Consider the following 19362-nt stretch of genomic DNA (forward strand, 5'->3'; position numbering starts at 1 on the left):
GTTTTTGTGTATTTCTCAATTTAGCTTACGTTTGTAAAACTTAATTAAAACTCATGGCAGTAGAAATAAAAGTACCTGCGGTAGGCGAAAGTATCAACGAAGTTACCCTTACGAAATGGATAAAAAAGGATGGGGAATGGGTAAACAGAGATGAGGTGATTGCTGAATTGGAAAGTGAAAAAGCGACTTTTGAAATCAACGCCGAACAAGCGGGCATTTTGCATACTGTGGCCAAAGAAGATGAGGATTTGAAAATAGGAGATGTAGTTGCTACCATAGATGAGAAAGCCCAAAAATCTGCGGGCGGCAGCGCCACGCCGAATGTCAAAAATGAGTCGGAAAAAAGCGCAGTAGCTGCTTCTCCTAAATCGTCGCCGGAGAAGGCAGCAGTAGCTAAAGAACCAGAATCAGATAACGGCAAAGGCAAAGAGGAAATAAAGAAATCTGGCACCATCGACATAAAAGTGCCTGTTATCGGAGAAAGCATAAAGGAGGTAACGCTTACAAAATGGGTTAAGAAAGATGGGGAATGGGTAGAAAGAGATGAAGTGATTGCTGAATTGGAAAGTGAAAAAGCATCTTTTGAAATCAATGCCGAACAAGCCGGTATTTTACACACATTGGCAAAAGAAGATGAAGAGATTGAGATAGGGGATGTTGTGGCAACTATAGATATTGGTGGTGAAAAGCCGTCTGCTCAAAATGAAGCTAAAAGCGCCAGCCAAGAAAAAACAAAACCAAAAGAAGAAGAAACAGTTCAAAAAAGCCGCTCAGATAATTTCCCCGCCGAAAAGATTACACCTGAAGAAAATCAACCACGGAAAAGAGAAGATATAAAAACAACGCCGGTGGCTGCTGCCATCCTTGCCGAAAAGAAGATAGATCCTTCAAAAATAAGCGCTACGGGTTTCCATGGAAAAATTACCAAAAACGATGTGTTGAGCGCTTTGCAAAACCCGGGCAGAGCAATTGATAAGGAGCTTTTCAGCAGAACCGAAACTCCAAAAAAAATGAGCAATCTTCGTCGCACTATCAGCCGCAGGCTGGTAGAAGCAAAAAACAACACGGCGATGCTTACGACCTTTAATGAGGCTGATATGGGTGCTATCATGGATTTGCGGGCGAAGTACAAGGAAACATTTAAAAAAACTCATGATGTAAATTTGGGCTTTATGAGCTTTTTCACCAAGGCATGTTGTTTCGCTTTGCAGGAATGGCCTTCCGTGAATGCGAGAATGGAAGGTGATAATTTAATCTATCATGATTTTTGCGATATTTCAATTGCTGTTTCTTCGCCAAAGGGGCTTGTTGTTCCGGTAATAAGGAACGCTGAAAGCCTGAGCATGGCCGAGATTGAGAAGGAAGTAGTAGATCTTGCAGTAAAAGCCCGCGAAAGCAAATTAACAATTGAAGAAATGACTGGAGGAACCTTCACCATCACCAACGGAGGAATTTTTGGTTCAATGATGAGTACGCCAATCATAAATATTCCGCAAAGCGCTATTTTGGGAATGCATAATATCATTCAAAGACCGGTAGCAATCAACGGCCAGGTAGTTATCAGGCCGATGATGTACCTCGCCTTAAGCTATGACCACCGGGTAATTGATGGAAGGGAGTCTGTTAGCTTTTTGGTGAGGATAAAACAAATGCTTGAAAATCCCGAACAGTTGTTATTTGGCAAAGATCCTATTAAGGCGCTTCTTCAGCTATAAGCTTTACGCTAATTTTTAATTTTTATTTCATGAATAAGAGTGAGCAGGCTGTTGAAAAAAGTTATGTTCACAGGTATCTTGATTATGCCCAAACACTGCTTGAAAATTATAACGGCAAAGAACCCTTTCATTTATATCTCAAAAAATACTTTTCTTTAAATAAGAAACATGGCTCTAAAGACAGGCGGATAATTTCATCGCTTTGCTATGATTATTTTCGTTTAGGGGTTAGCGTTAATTCCGAAATGCCTATAACAGAAAAATTGTTGCTGGCGACTTTTCTCGTGGAACATGAACCTTCCAAAATTTTGAAAGAATTGAATCCGTCATGGAATGAAATGATAAAAAATCCTTTGCCTGAAAAAATTTCTTTTTTAAAAGATGTTTTTGATATGCAAAGTGTTTTTCCTTTTAATGATGAGTTGAGTACTAAAATTGACGTTGGGCTTTTTAATCTTTCGTTTTTGATTCAGCCAAGATTATTTCTGCGCGTCAGGCCGGGTAAAAAAGAAATTGTCTTACAAAAATTAAACAAGGCAAATATTTCATTTGAATTTCTATATCCTGGTTGCCTCTCATTTGCTAATAGCGAAAACATAAACCGCGTTTTGCGCTTAGACGATGAAGTGATAGTACAAGATTATAACTCTCAACAGACGCTTGCTATCTTAAAGAAAGAAATAACTGATAAATTTCAAACCGTATCGGTGTGGGACTGTTGTGCAGCCAGCGGTGGCAAATCAATATTAGCCTTTGATTTGCTTAACAACATCATGCTAACGGTAAGCGATACACGAAAAAATATTCTTGAAAATTTAAGGAAGCGTTTTACGAATGCGGGCATCACAAATTATACCTCTTTGCTCATTGATTTGTCTGTTTCATCCAAAGAAAAATTGTTTAATCATTGTTTTGATACCATTATAGCTGATGTGCCGTGTTCGGGATCCGGAACGTGGTCGCGTACGCCAGAGGCGCTTGCCTGGTTCGAAAAGAAAGCAATAACAAATTATGCTTTGCTTCAGCAGAAAATTGTAACCCATTCAATTGAATATTTGAAGGTAGGCGGTTTACTCCTTTATATTACGTGTTCTGTTTTCAGAAAGGAAAATGAAGATAATGTGGATTTTTTCACACAAGATTTATCGCTGGAACTGATTTCAACAAAATACCTGTCCGGATATGAAATGCAGGCGGATACTCTATTTGTTGCATTGTTTCGAAAAAAAAAGAGGTAACTCTCTGTTCAAAATAAAAAAAGCGCCTATTTATTTCTTTACTGCGGAATGAAGAATTTATTGAGCCATCAACTTAAGGCTCTTCTTATTCTTACCATCATTGTATTTTAAAATATAGATACCTTTTTGAAGCAACTGCATTTGATTGAAATGGATAACCTGGATCACTCCTGATTGCACTGAGACTTTTTTTGCAAAATATAATTTTCCTGCAGCATCATATAAACTGAAAGTGGCTACGGATGTAAGTGGTGGATTAACTGCGATGGTAAAATTATTTTTAAAAGGATTTGGAAATATTTTGATAAAATTATTTTGGAGAACAGGAGCGATGTTTCTGATTATTTCTTGATTGGTCAAATCATCAAAAGCCTTTTTAAAATCAGGCAGCCCATACCCAATCCGGTTGTCAGGTGCATTATAAATGCTGCTGCTTTTTTTTACGGCGTCAATTATCTGCATGTTTGTGAAGTCGGGAAAAGCCTGCCACAAACAAGTAACAAGTCCGGCAAGATTGGGCGTGGCAAACGACGTTCCCGAACCTGCTTGAATAGTTCCCGAAGTGGAGGAAATTGCAGTCCCCGAACCTACAGAAGCTGCTGTCGGTTTAACCCGGCCGTCGCTGGAGGGCCCATAGCTGCTGAAAGGCGCAGGAATTCCCAAAGTATCTACGGCGCCTACCGTAATAATGCTATCGGCATCGCCGGGAGTGGTTATATAGTGCCAGCTATCATCGCCTTCATTTCCGGCGGCTGCTAACACGATCATTCCTTTTTTTGCAGCAAGAGTAGCCGCTTTGGCAATCATGCTCGTATGGCCGTTCATGTCTTTGTATGTATAATCGAAAACGGGATTATCAAATGTATTATAACCTAATGAAGTAGAAATGATATCTGCGCCTGCGCTGTCGGCCCTTTCTGCAGCGGCTATCCAATATTGTTCTTCAACAGGAGATTCGGAAGCCACATCTTCGGAACGATACAATAAAAAATTTGCATCCGGACATGAGCCTACCAATTCGCCCGGGATATTTCCTGCAATGATTGAAAAGCACATCATTCCATGATAATTATCTTCATCGACTGAAGCCTCATTGTCAACAAAATCATAAGTATCAATTATCTTATTATTCAGGTTAACACTGTCGAACGCAGGCAGGCTGCGGTAATGATAGAAGCCGGCATCTATGATAGCAATCAGCATTCCCTTTCCGCGAAAACCGTTGTTGTGTAAATATTCGCCATTGTGGATATGGACCTGCGCGTATGAATTTCCGTACGAATAATAATTTCCGGAGACCGGCGGCGAGGCTGGCGATAAAATTCCTTTCGTTTCTTTGCTGAATTTATTTTTTTGCGCCCACTCCGGCGATTGATTTCTTTCCGCAACGTTTGAACGGACCAACCTTTTGACGGGGCTTGTTTTTGCGACAAAAGAAAAAGAATTGATTTTTAGAATGGCCAGTGAATCAGCAGTAGCAATACAAATTTGATTCAACCATTTTGAGCCGTCGAGAACAGTGACATTTTCAACGGAACGAATGCTGTCGATATATGCGGAAACGATGGGCAGATCAGTTTCATCGATTGCGATGTGTTGCTTTGCCCTTCTTTCAATAGCTTTCTCTGATAAGAATTTTGATGGATCGCTGATGGAAAAAGGAGTGCCGGCTTTGTCTGTAAAGCTGACTACATATTTTGTAAACTGAGCAAAAGAATCAAGAGAAAAGAAAATGATTATTACCAGGAAGAGAAATTCTTTTCTCATAAAATAAAAAAAAGGATTTTTTATTAGTTTACTGCAATTCTGAAAAATTAATTATGATCAATAATGCTGAGCCTTTCGCCAAAGCCTTTAAATGTATTGTCTGTTCCCTGGAATTCCCAATGAATAAAATCTTTGTAGATCAAACCCACGCCTTTTGCATACATTTCTACGCTGCTGGTTTTCTCGGCATATTTCGTTCCGGCTACCTCGGGGTTTCCGGTTGAATCAGCTACTTCAAAAACGGTAATTGTATTTTCAAAATCTTTTGAATTGATAGTCATTGGCTGGTTTACATTTTCGTAAGTATAATTCCAGTCTTCCATAAAAGCGGGGTTGGCAAAAACATAATCACGATAGGGATCATAGGCCAGGTAACTATTTCCTTTCCATGAAAAACCGTTTGTAACAGGGCCCATCAATTTGATAAAACGCAGGTTGTCCTGCACATATTCTATGGATTTTGAAGCAGGAAAAGCGGTGAACACATTATCAATTTCCCAGGGCTTGGTTGAATCTGACCTCAAATAACGGTTAATTACAAATCCCGTATTTCCGGGATTATCCGTTGTGCTATCTTCTACGCGGTACTGTGCCTGGTAATGCCTTACGGTAAGCGTTTGATTAAAATTTGTAAACACGGTAGAATCAAGATCGTAAGTAATATATTTTCCAATTTCCAACGGGAAATAATCGCCAACCGGCCAAACAGGCAGCGTTGCCGTTTCCTTTTTGCAGGCAGCTAAAATTAGTAAGACGGAAGCAAAACTGAGGATACGTTTTGTCATACAAGAAAATTAATCTTTGGGAGATGCTTTTGTTTTATTTAATTTCTTTGGATAATTCCACCGCCAATCACATCATTATCTTCGTAAAAAACAGCGCTCTGGCCCGGTGCTATCCCTTTTACCTTTTCATAGAAACGGACTTTCAAGCCGTTTTCGTATGCAGAAAGGTTAGAAAGCGCCCCTTTATCTTTATACCTGATTTTTGTAAGGGCTTCCATTCCGTCAGAAACGCCATCATATTTTACCCAGTTGATTCCTTTAACGGTCAATTCACTTCCTTTCAAATCTTCTTCATCGCCTAAAACGATGGTGTTGGATTCAGGAATAATTTTCGTCACAAAAGCAGGTTTGCCCAAAGCAATATCAAGCCCTTTTCTTTGGCCCACGGTATAGAAAGGGTAGCCTTTGTGCGGCCCAAGAATTTTTCCCGTTTTATCTACAAAAAATCCGCCGGAAACTTTTTCTTCCAGTCCTTCTACTTTTCTTTTTAGGAATCCGCGGTAATCATTGTCGGGAACAAAGCAAATTTCATAGCTTTCATTCTTCTTTGCCAGGTCGGGATAGCCAAAGTCAGTAGCCATTTGCCTGATTTCTGTTTTCCGGTAAGTGCCCAGAGGCAAAAGCGTCCTGCTTAATAAATCCTGTTGCAATCCCCACAATACATAGCTCTGGTCTTTTGTTTCGTCAATTCCTTTTCTTACAAAATACCTTCCGTTTGAATGTTGATGTATTTGCGCGTAATGTCCTGTAGCAATAAAATCGCAACCCAGCGCATCTGCTCTTTTTGACAGCGCCCGCCATTTGATATGCGTATTGCACAAAATACAGGGATTAGGGGTTCGGCCGGCCATATATTCGTCTACAAAATTGTTAACTACAAAATCTCCGAATTCATTACGGATATCAAGAATAAAATGCGGAAATCCATGCTGCACGGCGGCCATCCGCGCATCATTAAAACTGTCGATATTGCAACATCCGGTTTCTTTATTGGTTTTGCCCCCACTGGTGGCATAATCCCAGGTTTTCATAGTAATTCCCACTACTTCAAAACCTTCATTATGAAGCATCAAAGCGGCAACTGTACTGTCGATTCCTCCGCTCATCGCCATTAAAACTTTTCCTTTAGTACTCATCTTTTTTAAATAATTGGCAAAGATACACGATTCGGTTTTCAGGAGTTTTCAATTATATGCTAAAGCCGGCCATCTTGCGATGAACCGGCTTTAATTTTCACGGGAAAACTTTTCAAATTTTACGATGCGTGGCTTTTTTTCATTCCATGATTCATTTTGTGATTTTTCATTCTTTGTTTTCTTAGCTCTTTCATTTTTGCCTGTTGATCCGGAGTAAGAATCGTGTTCATTTTTTCAGATTGTGATTTACGCAATTCTTTCATTTTCTCTTTCTTTTGATCAGAAGTGAGGCTTTGGTCATTCATTATTCCCTCTCTTTGTTGCTTCATATCCTGGTGAAGCGCTTTCATTTGCGACTTCTGATCGGCAGTGAGATTTAACTGGTCTTGCATCTTTCCTTTTTGGAAATGACGGGAAGAATCAGAGCGCATGTGTTGAGAATGAGGAACGTTTCTTTTTACCTGTGCGTTGCCGTTAGCTGCAAAGAATAAACCGGCTATGGCTACGAGAAATAATTTTTTCATGTTGTGTATTTTTAATTGTTTGAACCATAGAACAAACAAAAAGGCCGAAGTTTAACTCCGGCCTGTTAAAAAACATAAAACAAGTTTGCCTTCGATTATTGAACAAACAAAAGCTCCCTGTAACGTGGCAGTTCCCACAATTCATCATCAATCAAAAGCTCAAGTTTATCCACGTGGTACCTGATTACTTCAAAGTGTTTTCTTACTTCATCACAATAACTGATAGCTCTTTCTCTTGATTCCGAAATATTATTGGCCACTTTTCTCGCTTCAATCATTTCTTTAACCCTGGTGCCAATCACATCCACGTGTTCAGAAATTTTTTGCGCAATCTGCAACTGTGAAGAATAGTCTTTCTCAGCAAATCCAAGTTCTTTGAGGCCCTTGATATTTTGTATCAGGATATTTTGATACTTTACTGCAGGTGGCAAAATATAAGTGCTTGCCAACTCTCCCATCATCCGTGCTTCTATCTGGATTTTTTTAATATAGTTTTCCAGTTGAATTTCGTGACGGGCTTCCAGTTCCTTGGTTGTGAAAATATCGAACCGGGAGAACAATTTTTTGGCAGCATCTGAAACAAACGCATCCAAAGCCAACGGAGTGGTTTTAATATTAGACAGCCCTCTCTTTTCAGCTTCCTTAGCCCATGCTTCGCTGTAGCCATCGCCTTCAAACAGTATATTTTTGCTTTCGACAATATACTTTTGAATCGTTTGCATCAAAGCAATTTCTTTTTTCTCCCCCTTTTCAATTATTGAGTCTACTTCAATCTTAAAATCCGTAAGCGCATCTGCAACTATGGTGTTTAGCACAGTCATTGGCCCGGCGCAATTTTCAGAAGATCCCACCGCTCTGAATTCAAACTTATTGCCTGTAAATGCAAACGGAGAAGTCCTGTTTCTATCGGTATTGTCCATCATCAGTTCAGGAATGCTTTTATGAATATCGAGTTTTAACATTGCCTCATCCTGCTCGTCAAAATCATGGCCTACGCGTTTTTCAACTTCATTTAATACATCGCTTAAATATTTGCCGGTGAAGATGGAAATAATTGCCGGCGGCGCTTCATTTGCTCCAAGCCTGTGGTCGTTTCCTGCTGTTGCTATTGACGCTCTCAAAATATCAGCATGGTCGTGAACTGCTTTAATTGTGTTTACAAAAAAAGCAAGAAACATCAAATTGGTTTTTGGCGTTTTGCCCGGCGCCAGCAAATTGACACCTGTATTGGTTGCCATGCTCCAGTTATTATGTTTGCCACTACCATTTATTTTAGCAAATGGTTTTTCATGCAGGAGCACGAGAAGATTATGTCTCCGTGCTACCCGCACCATCAAATCCATTAGCAGCGTATTATGATCTACTGCTATATTCACCTCTTCAAAAATAGGCGCACATTCAAACTGGGCCGGAGCCACCTCATTATGGCGTGTCTTAAGCGGAACGCCTAATTTGTAGGCCTGGTTTTCAAAATCCCTCATAAATGCATATACTCTTTCCGGAATGGCGCCAAAATAATGGTCCTCTAGTTGCTGACCTTTTGCGGGAGCCTGGCCAAAAAGAGTACGCCCCGTCATTATTAAATCAGGGCGTGCATTTGCTAAAGTGGCGTCTACTACAAAATATTCCTGCTCCCATCCAAGCGTGGGCTTAACAGAAGTAATATTTTTATCAAAATACTGGCAAACATCCACCGCCGCCTTTTCCAGCGCTACTGTTGATTTTAAGAGTGGCGTTTTAGCATCTAATGATTCGCCTGTATAGGAAACAAAAATAGTGGGGATGCATAAGGTGCGGCCATTTCCAATTTCAACCACAAATGGAGGTGAAGATGGATCCCATGCGGTATACCCGCGGGCTTCAAAAGTAGCCCTTATTCCTCCGCTCGGGAACGAAGACGCATCAGGCTCCTGTTGAATCAGCGCATTGCCGTCAAACTCCTCAATGGCGGTTCCGTCACTTTTTATGGTGAAAAAAGAATCGTGCTTTTCGGCGGTGGCTCCTGTCAGTGGTTGAAACCAGTGGGTATAATGGGTCACATTTTTTGTTTGTGCCCACCGTTTTAATGCAGAGGCTATCTGGTCGCCCATTTTCCGGTCAATTTTTGTCTGGTTCTTAATGGAAGAAACCAGGCTCTTGTAAGCTTCGTCGCTCAGGTATTCCCGGGCTTTTTTAAGATCGAAAACGTTTTCCGCAAAAAAATTGGTGATTTTTTGCGGTGAATCTACCTCCTGACTTCTCGGCGTGGATAGAATCTCATTTAATGCATTTAAGCGTAATGATTCCATTTTTAAAGTTTTGAGGTGCAAAAAAACAAATTAATTCTGAAAAAGTCCAAATAATTATCCACTTTTTCCTAAAATTTTAAATATAATACCCAAAAAACATACATTTTATTTTTTATAATTGGATTTTGCCTATTTCAATTTAACAGTAAAAGCATAAAAAGAACTAAAATTTATTTCCGAAATGATGCTTTATTTTTTTCTTTTGAGTTGTAACGCTGTCGTCCAGTCAATGTAGCACACCACCGGAATCAGCAGGAAAATAAAGTATATGCTTCTATATCTGACAATAGCACCTATTATAGGCACTACATATCCTCCTATCAAAAGTGCGGAAATACTGAAAAAAAGATTAAAATAAATAATAGGTTGAATTTCCGGCGTTTTTTTATGGAAAAATATGAGCAGCACCAATAAGATTTGTATTAGCAAAATTTCAAGAGCAAAAGGAGCAAAAGCAGTCTCATTTATTTTTGAAAGATAGGGACGGAGAAAGGCCAGGTCAAACGCCTGGGGTGCATTTTTAATAAAACTTCCAAAAGTGGGCTTCAGTGTATCGACTTTTATAGTAGAATTTCCTTGCTTTCCTATTTGAATAAAGCTTTCCTGTCGCTTCGCTACATAGCCCGGAAAATCAATCTTAGGTGAAATCAATCCTGACAAGAAAAAGAACAACAAGCCCAAAAAATAGGTTGCTACAAATATCATTAGCGATTTTTTTGGAAATTTCTCAGCCAGCATCCACGCCATCAGGGCAGGAATAAGAAGAAGGAAAACATAGTTTCTCAGGCAAAAAATCAACAGAAGAAACAGTGAGATAATTACAATTCTTTTAAAAATGTTTCCTCCTTTTTTAAAAAAATATAAATGATATACCACCATTGAAATGGCCAAAAAAATTAAGCCATCCCGGTGTATCATTGCGGAAAAAAACAAAGCGGAAGGGAAAAGAAAAATACACAAAATAAGTGGAATCCCCGATTGGGGAAACACCCGGACAAAAACTTTGTACAGCGCAGCGCAGCCAAAAAAGACAATGAAATTGAAAAATAATGAATTAATCCAAAAATCTTTGAAGCTGAAGAAATCAAATATTGAAACCATCTTTACAATAAGGATAGTCCGCAAATTGTTCCAGAAAGAATGATAATCATCGAATAATCTTGAATATCCGTGTACGTAAGGGTTATGAAAAATTTGGGAGAAATATTCCCGGCCATTGCGTAAAAGCAGGTTGAAATCGTCCGTGCCCATATTGTGAAATGCCACCGTATCGGAAACGGGCAAAATATACAGGTTTACATAACAGCCCGCAATCATCACTAAAATTCGAACGATGAATAATGCAACGAGCAATTGAGGTAATAATCCTGTACTTCGAAAAAAGCGAATGCGCGTAATCAGCCAGCAAAAAAAAACCGCATAAATGATAAAAAGAATATAAAACAAGCAGCGATTATTTAATTGTGGGAAGTTAGTTAAAATAATAGCAATGGATATTTCACAGAAAAAGTGAATAGATTGTAAGTTTGCCATTTTTATTACAATTATGGAAATAACATTTGAAACGGCTGAAAAACTGGGACTTAAAAAAGAGGAATTCGAAAAAATTACTGAGATCCTTGGACGGGTACCCAATTTTACAGAGCTGAGCGCATATTCGGTTATGTGGAGTGAACATTGCAGCTATAAAAATTCTATCAAATGGCTCAAAACCTTACCTAAAGAAGGCTCCAGACTGTTAGTAGCAGCGGGGGAAGAAAATGCCGGGTTAATGGACATAGGTGATGGCCTGGGGGTGGTTTTTAAAATTGAAAGCCATAATCATCCTTCTGCAATTGAGCCATTTCAGGGCGCAGCAACGGGTGTTGGCGGCATTCACCGCGATATTTTTACAATGGGTGCAAGGCCAATCGCTACGTTAAATTCTTTGCGTTTTGGAAATATTGAACATGAAAAAACACAACACTTATTAAGCGGCGTGGTAAGTGGTATCGGGCATTATGGCAATTGTTTCGGTGTTCCAACTGTTGGTGGTGAAATTTATTTTGAAGAATGTTATCACACCAATCCTTTGGTAAACGCGATGAGCGCCGGAGTGGTTCGTTTAGGGGAAACCGTGAGTGCGACTGCTGTTGGCGAGGGAAATCCGGTTTTTATTGCGGGAAGCGCGACAGGAAAAGATGGAATGGGTGGTGCAGCGTTTGCTTCTGCAGACATTACTGAAAACAGTGCGGAAGATTTGCCCGCGGTTCAGGTGGGTGATCCTTTCCAGGAAAAAAAATTGTTGGAAGCTTGTTTGGAAGTAATCCAAACCGGCGCTATTGTTGGAATGCAGGATATGGGAGCAGCAGGAATAATTTGTTCAACGGCTGAAACGAGCGCCAAAGGCGGTGTTGGAATGAATATTCATTTGGAAAAAGTGCCAACACGTCAACAGGGAATGAAAGCATGGGAATTATTGCTGAGTGAGAGCCAGGAAAGAATGCTTTTGACCGTTCAAAAAGGAAGAGAAAAAGAAGTGACTGATATTTTTGAAAAATGGGATCTGCCTTGTCAGCAAATTGGCGAAGTAACCAATGGAGAAATGCTTCGCTTTTATATGAATGACGAATTGGAAGCGGAAATGCCAGCCGAAAGTTTGGTGCTTGGCGGTGGCGCTCCGGTATATACGAGAGAATATAAAGAGCCAAAATATTTTGAAAAAATAAAAGAGTTTGATGCATCCAAAATTCCTGTGCCGACAAATTTAAAAGGGATTGCGGAAAAATTAATTACTCTTCCTTCCATTGCTTCCAAGAAATGGATTTATGAACAATACGATAGCATGGTGGGTGCCGCCAATCTTAATACGAACGCGCCTGCAGACGCTTCAGTTGTTCTGATACACGGAACAAAAAAAGCACTTGCCCTTACCACAGATTGTAACAGTCTTTATGTTTTTGCGAATCCTTTTGTTGGTTGCATGATAGCAGTAAGTGAAGCCGCAAGAAACATTGTCTGTAGCGGTGGCATTCCACTCGGTGTTACCAATTGTTTGAATTTTGGAAATCCTTATGACCCCGAAGTGTATTATCAGTTTGTAGAAAGCATTAAGGGAATGAGTGAAGCTTGTAAAAAATTCGATACGCCGGTTACGGGTGGTAATGTTAGTTTTTATAATCAATCTCCATCCGGCCCCGTTTATCCGACGCCGGTTATTGGAATGGTTGGGCTTTTGGAAGATTATGAAAATAAAATGACATTGGATTTTAAGAATGAAGGCGATGTAATTTATCTACTCGGCAAAAATGTAGAAGACTTCAATTGCTCAGAATATATGCATAAAATTTGCGGCATCGAATATTCTCCTGCGCCTTATTTCAATCTTGAAGAAGAATTTCGTTTACACAAAGCCGTTAGTTCTTTGATCAAAAATAAAATCATTGTTTCCGCGCATGATATTTCTGAAGGCGGATTATTTGTAACGCTTGCTGAAAGCGGATTTAATCGGAATTTGGGATTTGTAGTAAACAAACAAATATCTGCAATTCGTAATGATGCTTATTGGTTTGGAGAAGCGCAGGGAAGAGTAGTTGTTTCTGTAAATCCTGATAAAATTGAAGAGTTTGAAAGTTCATTAGATATTCCTTTTGAAAAATTAGGAACAGTTACATCTGGCCAAATAAAAATTGAAAATGAAGATTGGGGAAATATCATTGAATGGAGAAAAAAATATGATGCGGCGATTGGGAATTATATGAGGGAAAATATATAAGAAATAAATTTTTAGCACCAATACTTTATAATGGATATAACCTCAAACATAGTAGTAACCGGCGCTGCAGGCTTTATTGGAAGTTGTCTTGCAGGTTTTTTAAATAATGCCGGTTATGAGAATTTGATTTTAGTAGATGATTTTTTCAAACATGAAAAAGATATAAATCTTAAGGGAAAAGCTTTTGCAAAAAAGATTGAAAGAGAAGAATTTTTTGATTGGCTGGAAAAAGAAGATCCGGAAATTCATTTCTTTTACCACATCGGCGCACGAACAGATACCACAGAATTTAATTATTCCATTCATGAACATTTGAATGTAGAATATTCTAAAAAAGTTTGGCATTATTGCGCACGAAAAAAAGTGCCGCTTGTATATGCATCTTCCGCTGCAACGTATGGTAGTGGCGAACTTGGTTATAAAGACGATGAAAATATCATTCCTGATTTAAAGCCACTAAATCCATATGGGATTTCAAAAAATGAATTTGATAAGTGGGTCCTTCGACAGGCTCAGGATGACAGTCCGCCGAAATGGGCAGGATTAAAATTTTTTAATGTGTATGGGCCCAACGAATATCACAAGGGCAGGATGGCAAGTGTTATCTTTCATTCTTATAACCAGATCAAACAAAATGGTTTTGTAAAACTATTTAAATCACATAAAAAGGGTTTCAGCCATGGGGAGCAATTGCGGGATTTTGTTTATGTAAAAGACGTTTTAAAAATTTGTTATTGGTTTCTTGAATGCTGGAAAAGCACTCCAGCAACTTTTATTTCCGGAATCTATAATGTGGGCACCGGAAAGGCAAGAACCTTTAATGATTTGGTGAAAGCCACCTTTTCGGCCCTGGATATTGCTCCTCAAATAGAATATATTGATATGCCGGAAGATATTCGCGAAACGTACCAGTATTTTACCGAAGCTGTTATGGATAAAATCCGGCATGCCGGCTATTCGCAGCCCTTTTATTCACTCGAAGAAGGCATAAAAGATTATGTTGGAAATTATCTTTCCCAAAAAAAACATTATTAACCTCGGACCAAAAATAAAAAGCGGATATTTATTGGTTTACTGTCTTCGCACTGGCCAATTTTTTCAAATTTATCCGGATTAAAGAAGCTGTTTTATCGGTTCGGTTTCTTTGTTCCTGAATCAGATTTTTCCACAATTATTATTATAACTTTTGCGGCTAAAATTTTAAATGTAAGTTTGCACGACCTCACGGATTTTTTTTCATTCTTATTTCCGATGGTCAGGTTTTTTGCCGTTCAATAAACAGGATAATTGTTGTATTGGGAGGCATTTTATTTGTTGAATAAATTATAGAATATGGCCAAATATATTTTCGTAACAGGCGGGGTTACTTCTTCTTTAGGAAAAGGAATAATTGCTGCATCGCTCGCTAAACTTTTACAGGCGAGAGGATTGCGTGTCACTATTCAAAAATTTGACCCTTATATCAATGTTGACCCCGGTACGCTTAATCCTTATGAGCATGGCGAATGTTTTGTAACAGAAGATGGAGCAGAGACTGACCTGGATTTGGGCCATTACGAACGTTTCTTAAATATTAATACCAGCCAGGCAAATAACGTTACTACCGGAAGAATTTATCAGACCGTAATAAATCGTGAAAGAGAAGGTGATTACCTCGGCAAAACCGTACAGGTAGTTCCACATATTACTGACGAGATAAAACGAAGAATGCTGTTGCTCGGCGAGAAATTTGAATATGATATCATAATTACCGAGATAGGCGGCACGGTTGGTGATATAGAAAGCCTTCCTTTTATTGAGGCGGTAAGGCAGATCCAATGGGAATTGCCGGAAAGCGACTGCCTGGTGGTGCATCTTACGCTGATTCCTTACCTGAAGGCGGCCAAGGAATTAAAAACCAAGCCCACTCAGCATAGTGTAAAAATGATGAGTGAAAATGGCGTCCATCCGGATATATTGGTTTGCCGTACTGAGCGGCCTTTGGGAGATGAATTAAAAAGAAAGGTGGCGCTTTTTTGTAATGTAAAAGTGGATGCTGTTATAGAAGCTGCGGATGCTTCTACAATTTATGAAGTGCCGATTGCCATGCTTCGCGAAAAATTAGACCTGATTGTTTTAAAAAAATTAAATATTCACAATTATAACGAGCCGGAACTCACCAAATGGAAGGAATTTTTGGATAAGGTGAAACACCCCGCCCACAAGGTTACCATTGGCCTTATTGGAAAATACATTGAATTGCAGGATGCGTACAAATCTATTTTGGAATCATTTATTCATGCCGGCGCTATGAATGATTGCAAAGTGCAGGTGTTAAACGTGCATAGTGAATATATAGATGACCAAAATGTGGAAGAAAAATTATTAGGCCTCGATGGCTTGCTGGTGGCGCCCGGTTTTGGAACGCGGGGCGTAGAAGGAAAAATTATAGCCGTGAAATATGCAAGAGAAAACAACCTTCCCTTTTTTGGAATTTGCCTGGGTATGCAAATGGCGGCGATAGAATTTGCGAGGAATGTTCTCAATATTGCAGATGCGGATTCAACTGAAATGAATCCTGATACCCGAAATCCCGTTATCGATATGATGGAAGAGCAGAAAAAAGTTACCATGAAAGGTGGTACTATGCGGCTGGGTTCTTATCCCTGTATCATAAAAGAAAATACGCTTGCGTATTCAATTTATGGAACGTCAGAAATCCATGAACGCCACCGCCACCGCTGGGAATTTAATAATAAATACCTTAAAGAATTTGAAAATTCAGGGATGATAGCCAGCGGAATAAATCCGGAAAGTGGTCTGGTTGAAATTATGGAGCTAAAAAATCACCCTTTTTTTATTGGTGTACAGTTTCATCCTGAATTAAAAAGTACTGTTGAAAATCCTCACCCTATTTTTGTCCATTTCATAAAAGCAGCCAAAGAATTCACCAAAGTAAACCAGGACAAATCCCTTTTGACAAGAGTAGAAGCCTGAAAACCGACGGCTGATAATTAACATTTTGCCTTCATTATTATTTTAAACATCAAATGCCATAGTTAGGTCTATAAAGTATATTTGTCAAGTTTAAAAAATAAATCAATCATCATGTGGAAGACACTTTTACCTGCAATTTTTTTATTATGTACTACAACCGTTTTTTCCCAAAATAATAAATTAGGTTCAAGCGATCCGGATGCAAAGGTTATTTTGGATAAAGTGAGCGCCACGTTCAAAACCTACAATACGGTGACAGCAAACTTTACCCTTACAATTACAAATTCAGGCAATAAGGTTGAAGGCTCCAAGTCGGGCGTTGTATATATGAAAGGTTCAAAATACCGTGTAAATATTTCAGGCCAGGAAATCTATAGCGATGGTGATAACATCTGGACTTACGATAAATCAGCAAACGAAGTTCAACTAACTAAGTTTGACGCTTCATCCAATACAATCACCCCGCAAAAAATGTTTACTGACTTTTACGATAAAGATTTTCTTTATAAGCTCAATGGTGAAAAAAAAGAAGGTGGTAAACTAATCCAGGAAATTGAATTAACTCCGATTGATAAAACGAAACCGTTTTTTAAAGTGCTGGTATATGTTGACAAAGCGACAAGTAGTATAGTTTCAAGCAAAGTTTTTGAAAAAAATGGCAACCACTATATTTACAAGGTTACCAGCATGAAAACGAATACTTCTTTGCCCGATTCACTTTTTGTATTCGACACAAAAAAATATCCGAAAGCAGAAATTATAGATTTGAGATAAACCGGCGTTTATTATAAAATTTATCCGGGCCATTGATAAGATTCTATCTGCAATCCCGATAGTTGTATTACTCTGTCCACCACGGTTGAGGCGGCTTCTTCAATAGTTTTAGGAATGCTGTAAAAGGAAGGCGACGCCGGGCAGATTATCCCTCCGGCTTGTGTAATAAGTTCCATATTTTTTAAATGAATCAGATTGAAGGGGGTTTCTCTTACTACACAAATAAGTTTTCTTCTTTCTTTTAAAATCACGTCTGCTGCCCGGGAAATTAAATCATTTGATAGTCCCGATGCAATCCTGGCAACGGTTCCCATGCTACAGGGAACAATTATCATGATATTAAAGTTTGCAGAACCTGAAGCAAATGGCGCCATAAAATCATTTTTTTCATAGTACGTAGCCTGGTAATTTTCAAAATTGCTTTCTGCCAATTCAGTCTTCCAGACTATTTTGGCATTATCTGTGATTATAATACTCAGTTCTTTCCATTGCGATTTAATTTTTGCGAGCTTATCTAATAATAATTTTGCATAAATCGATCCACTGGCTCCTGATACGGCAACAATTATTTTATTCATTTTGTTGTTGATTAAGGATTGGAAAAATATTTTTGAAGAATTGAAATAAATTTAGAAAAAGTCCGTTACATGTATATGGAAAAAAGAATTGCAATTTTTAGTGTAGCCTGCTTTTTTCTTTTTTGTTCAGCCAAAGTTAAACCAACTGACAAACAAAAAATAAACTGGCTTACGATTGAAGAAGTAGCTGTGAAATTGAAAAGTGATCCTAAACCGGTACTAATGGATATTTATACGAACTGGTGCTATTGGTGCAAAGTAATGGATAAAAAGACCTACAACAATAAAGAAGTTATTTCATATATAAATCAACATTTTTACGCTGTCAGGTTGAATGCTGAAACAAAGCAGCCCGTAATCTGGAACAATACTACTTATCAATATGATGAAGGAAATAAGGTAAATGATTTTGCTTTATTTGCCACCCAGGGCCAGCTCGCATTTCCCAATACTGTTATTTTTCCACAAACACAGAAAATTCCCGCGGCTATCCCCGGGTTTATGGAACCGAAGGAGATGGAAATAATTTTGAAGTATTTTGGAGAAGGCAATTATAAGACTCAGAATTTCAACGAATATTCAGCAAATTTTAAAGCTAAATGGTGAAAGCCATTCAAAAATATAACGATTACGCAAGTGATCAAACTCGGTTTTTCATAGGATATTGGATTATAACAGGGGTGGATTTCCATCCGGCCCCTTTTTTTTTATTTTTTTATAAAATAAATTAAACCAATGCAACGTTTTATAGTCGAATGCAGTCTAATGAAATAGTAGCATTCAAATTTGAAGCAATCAAAAAAAATAAGCGAAAGCTTTTAATCATATTACAAACTACGCAGGTAGTTTAAACTCGGTTTTTCATAGGATATTGGATTATAACAGGGGTGGATTTCAATCCGGCCCCTTTTTTATTATGCTGATGCAGCAAACCGGCAAATAATATGATTTTTTATTCTGCTCCTTTTGCAATTACTCTTCTTATTTCAACAAGCCTAGCCAGGAGCGGTTCAAGCAAATCAAGCTGAAGCATGTTGGCGCCATCGCTTTTTGCAACGGATGGGTTTGGATGGGTTTCTATAAACAGGCCATCTGCCCCTGTAGCTATGGCCGCTTTGGCAATCGTTCCAATCATTTGTGGGTTTCCCCCGGTAACTCCACTACTCTGGTTTGGCTGTTGCAGGCTGTGTGTGCAATCCATCACTACCGGCACATTATGCTTCTGCATAACCGGGATGTTCCTAAAATCCACCACAAGGTCATTATAGCCAAACGTGTTTCCCCTTTCCGTTAATAATACTTGCTGGTTTCCGGCATTTCGGATTTTTTCTGCGGCAAATTTCATTGATTCGCCATTTACGAATTGCCCTTTCTTGACATTTATCACCTTGCCTGTTTCGGCGGCTGCAATTAAAAGGTCTGTCTGGCGGCAAAGAAAGGCAGGAATTTGTAACATATCTACGTATTTGGCAGCCATTGCAGCTTCCTCATGTGCATGAATGTCAGATACTGTGGGAAGCGAAAAGTGTTTTCCAACTTTGGCAATCATTTGTAGAGCGTCCTCATCGCCAATACCCGTAAAGGATGACGCGCTGGTGCGGTTGGCTTTCCGGTACGATGATTTAAATACATACGGAATTCGTAAGCTTTTACAAACAGTTGAAACTTTTTCAGCTACTTCAAAAATCAATTCCTCACTTTCAACAACACAGGGGCCGGCAATAAGAAAAAAATTGTTGTCATCATAATCCTGCCCTTCGAAAAGTTTTTTTAAATACGCTACCATGTTCTTTTATTTGTTTCAAAGATATTTGAATAAATTTTTTA

The 19362-nt window shown here is 38.8% G+C and carries 15 protein-coding genes; 7 read left to right on the top strand and 8 right to left on the bottom strand.

The window, feature by feature from the left end:
• The first annotated feature begins 53 nt into the window (after window positions 1–53).
• A complete protein-coding gene (gene odhB / locus EFY79_RS09680) occupies window positions 54–1715 on the top strand; it encodes a 2-oxoglutarate dehydrogenase complex dihydrolipoyllysine-residue succinyltransferase (RefSeq protein ID WP_123120506.1) in 1662 nt (553 codons plus the stop codon).
• Window positions 1716–1744: 29 nt separating this feature from the next.
• Complete coding sequence (locus tag EFY79_RS09685) at window positions 1745–2953, top strand: RsmB/NOP family class I SAM-dependent RNA methyltransferase (RefSeq protein ID WP_123120507.1); 1209 nt, start codon at window positions 1745–1747, stop codon at window positions 2951–2953.
• A 57-nt stretch (window positions 2954–3010) separates the two neighbouring features.
• Here the strand turns inward: EFY79_RS09685 and EFY79_RS09690 are convergent, their stop codons facing one another.
• The 6 genes from EFY79_RS09690 to EFY79_RS09715 all read right to left on the bottom strand — a co-directional run bounded on the left by EFY79_RS09690 (window position 3011) and on the right by EFY79_RS09715 (window position 10986).
• On the bottom strand, window positions 3011–4720 hold the full coding sequence (locus tag EFY79_RS09690; protein WP_123120508.1) for a S8 family peptidase: 1710 nt from the start codon (window positions 4718–4720) through the stop codon (window positions 3011–3013).
• 47 nt (window positions 4721–4767) lie between these two features.
• Window positions 4768–5505 carry a hypothetical protein gene (locus tag EFY79_RS09695; RefSeq protein ID WP_123120509.1) on the bottom strand — a complete coding sequence of 246 codons (738 nt, stop codon included), beginning with the start codon at window positions 5503–5505 and terminating at the stop codon, window positions 4768–4770.
• 38 nt (window positions 5506–5543) lie between these two features.
• Window positions 5544–6641 carry a tRNA 2-thiouridine(34) synthase MnmA gene (mnmA, locus tag EFY79_RS09700; RefSeq protein ID WP_123120510.1) on the bottom strand — a complete coding sequence of 366 codons (1098 nt, stop codon included), beginning with the start codon at window positions 6639–6641 and terminating at the stop codon, window positions 5544–5546.
• 119 nt (window positions 6642–6760) lie between these two features.
• Complete coding sequence (locus EFY79_RS09705) at window positions 6761–7165, bottom strand: hypothetical protein (RefSeq protein ID WP_123120511.1); 405 nt, start codon at window positions 7163–7165, stop codon at window positions 6761–6763.
• A gap of 95 nt (window positions 7166–7260) precedes the next feature.
• Window positions 7261–9453: a glutamine synthetase III family protein gene (locus tag EFY79_RS09710; protein WP_123120512.1), complete on the bottom strand. Its 2193-nt coding sequence runs from the start codon at window positions 9451–9453 to the stop codon at window positions 7261–7263.
• 189 nt (window positions 9454–9642) lie between these two features.
• Entirely contained in the window at window positions 9643–10986 is a 1344-nt protein-coding gene (locus EFY79_RS09715; RefSeq protein WP_158605189.1) for a hypothetical protein, read from the bottom strand.
• A 13-nt stretch (window positions 10987–10999) separates the two neighbouring features.
• Here EFY79_RS09715 and purL point away from each other — a divergent pair, with 13 nt between their 5' ends.
• From purL to EFY79_RS09735, 4 genes are all read left to right on the top strand, one after another.
• On the top strand, window positions 11000–13207 hold the full coding sequence (purL, locus tag EFY79_RS09720; RefSeq protein ID WP_123120514.1) for a phosphoribosylformylglycinamidine synthase subunit PurL: 2208 nt from the start codon (window positions 11000–11002) through the stop codon (window positions 13205–13207).
• Between the two features lie 30 nt (window positions 13208–13237).
• Complete coding sequence (gene rfaD / locus EFY79_RS09725) at window positions 13238–14242, top strand: ADP-glyceromanno-heptose 6-epimerase (protein WP_123120515.1); 1005 nt, start codon at window positions 13238–13240, stop codon at window positions 14240–14242.
• Between the two features lie 297 nt (window positions 14243–14539).
• Window positions 14540–16183, top strand: coding sequence for a CTP synthase (locus EFY79_RS09730; RefSeq protein WP_123120516.1), 1644 nt, complete (start codon window positions 14540–14542; stop codon window positions 16181–16183).
• Window positions 16184–16294: 111 nt separating this feature from the next.
• Window positions 16295–16957 (top strand): LolA family protein, encoded by a 663-nt coding sequence (locus tag EFY79_RS09735; RefSeq protein ID WP_123120517.1) that lies wholly within the window; start codon window positions 16295–16297, stop codon window positions 16955–16957.
• Between the two features lie 20 nt (window positions 16958–16977).
• Here the strand turns inward: EFY79_RS09735 and EFY79_RS09740 are convergent, their stop codons facing one another.
• The gene (locus EFY79_RS09740) at window positions 16978–17535 is read right to left on the bottom strand and encodes a UbiX family flavin prenyltransferase (protein ID WP_123120518.1); all 558 of its coding nucleotides are present in this window, start codon (window positions 17533–17535) and stop codon (window positions 16978–16980) included.
• Window positions 17536–17610: 75 nt separating this feature from the next.
• On the opposite strand from EFY79_RS09740, the gene EFY79_RS09745 reads away from it, so the two are divergent.
• Window positions 17611–18141 (top strand): thioredoxin family protein, encoded by a 531-nt coding sequence (locus EFY79_RS09745; protein ID WP_158605190.1) that lies wholly within the window; start codon window positions 17611–17613, stop codon window positions 18139–18141.
• Between the two features lie 346 nt (window positions 18142–18487).
• Here the strand turns inward: EFY79_RS09745 and kdsA are convergent, their stop codons facing one another.
• Entirely contained in the window at window positions 18488–19321 is an 834-nt protein-coding gene (gene kdsA / locus EFY79_RS09750; RefSeq protein ID WP_123120520.1) for a 3-deoxy-8-phosphooctulonate synthase, read from the bottom strand.
• Between the last annotated feature and the right edge of the window lie 41 nt (window positions 19322–19362).

It is taken from the genome of Hanamia caeni, from assembly GCF_003721595.1.
GTDB classification, from domain to species: Bacteria; Bacteroidota; Bacteroidia; order Chitinophagales; family Chitinophagaceae; genus Ginsengibacter; species Ginsengibacter caeni.

Bases quoted from the DNA above. Each gene is read 5' to 3' on its own strand.
- odhB (WP_123120506.1), top strand. From the start codon at position 54: ATGGCAGTAGAAATAAAAGTACCTGCGGTAGGCGAAAGTATCAACGAA.
- EFY79_RS09685 (WP_123120507.1), top strand. From the start codon at position 1,745: ATGAATAAGAGTGAGCAGGCTGTTGAAAAAAGTTATGTTCACAGGTAT.
- EFY79_RS09690 (WP_123120508.1), bottom strand. From the start codon at position 4,720: ATGAGAAAAGAATTTCTCTTCCTGGTAATAATCATTTTCTTTTCTCTT.
- EFY79_RS09695 (WP_123120509.1), bottom strand. From the start codon at position 5,505: ATGACAAAACGTATCCTCAGTTTTGCTTCCGTCTTACTAATTTTAGCT.
- mnmA (WP_123120510.1), bottom strand. From the start codon at position 6,641: ATGAGTACTAAAGGAAAAGTTTTAATGGCGATGAGCGGAGGAATCGAC.
- EFY79_RS09705 (WP_123120511.1), bottom strand. From the start codon at position 7,165: ATGAAAAAATTATTTCTCGTAGCCATAGCCGGTTTATTCTTTGCAGCT.
- EFY79_RS09710 (WP_123120512.1), bottom strand. From the start codon at position 9,453: ATGGAATCATTACGCTTAAATGCATTAAATGAGATTCTATCCACGCCG.
- EFY79_RS09715 (WP_158605189.1), bottom strand. From the start codon at position 10,986: ATGGCAAACTTACAATCTATTCACTTTTTCTGTGAAATATCCATTGCT.
- purL (WP_123120514.1), top strand. From the start codon at position 11,000: ATGGAAATAACATTTGAAACGGCTGAAAAACTGGGACTTAAAAAAGAG.
- rfaD (WP_123120515.1), top strand. From the start codon at position 13,238: ATGGATATAACCTCAAACATAGTAGTAACCGGCGCTGCAGGCTTTATT.
- EFY79_RS09730 (WP_123120516.1), top strand. From the start codon at position 14,540: ATGGCCAAATATATTTTCGTAACAGGCGGGGTTACTTCTTCTTTAGGA.
- EFY79_RS09735 (WP_123120517.1), top strand. From the start codon at position 16,295: ATGTGGAAGACACTTTTACCTGCAATTTTTTTATTATGTACTACAACC.
- EFY79_RS09740 (WP_123120518.1), bottom strand. From the start codon at position 17,535: ATGAATAAAATAATTGTTGCCGTATCAGGAGCCAGTGGATCGATTTAT.
- EFY79_RS09745 (WP_158605190.1), top strand. From the start codon at position 17,611: ATGGAAAAAAGAATTGCAATTTTTAGTGTAGCCTGCTTTTTTCTTTTT.
- kdsA (WP_123120520.1), bottom strand. From the start codon at position 19,321: ATGGTAGCGTATTTAAAAAAACTTTTCGAAGGGCAGGATTATGATGAC.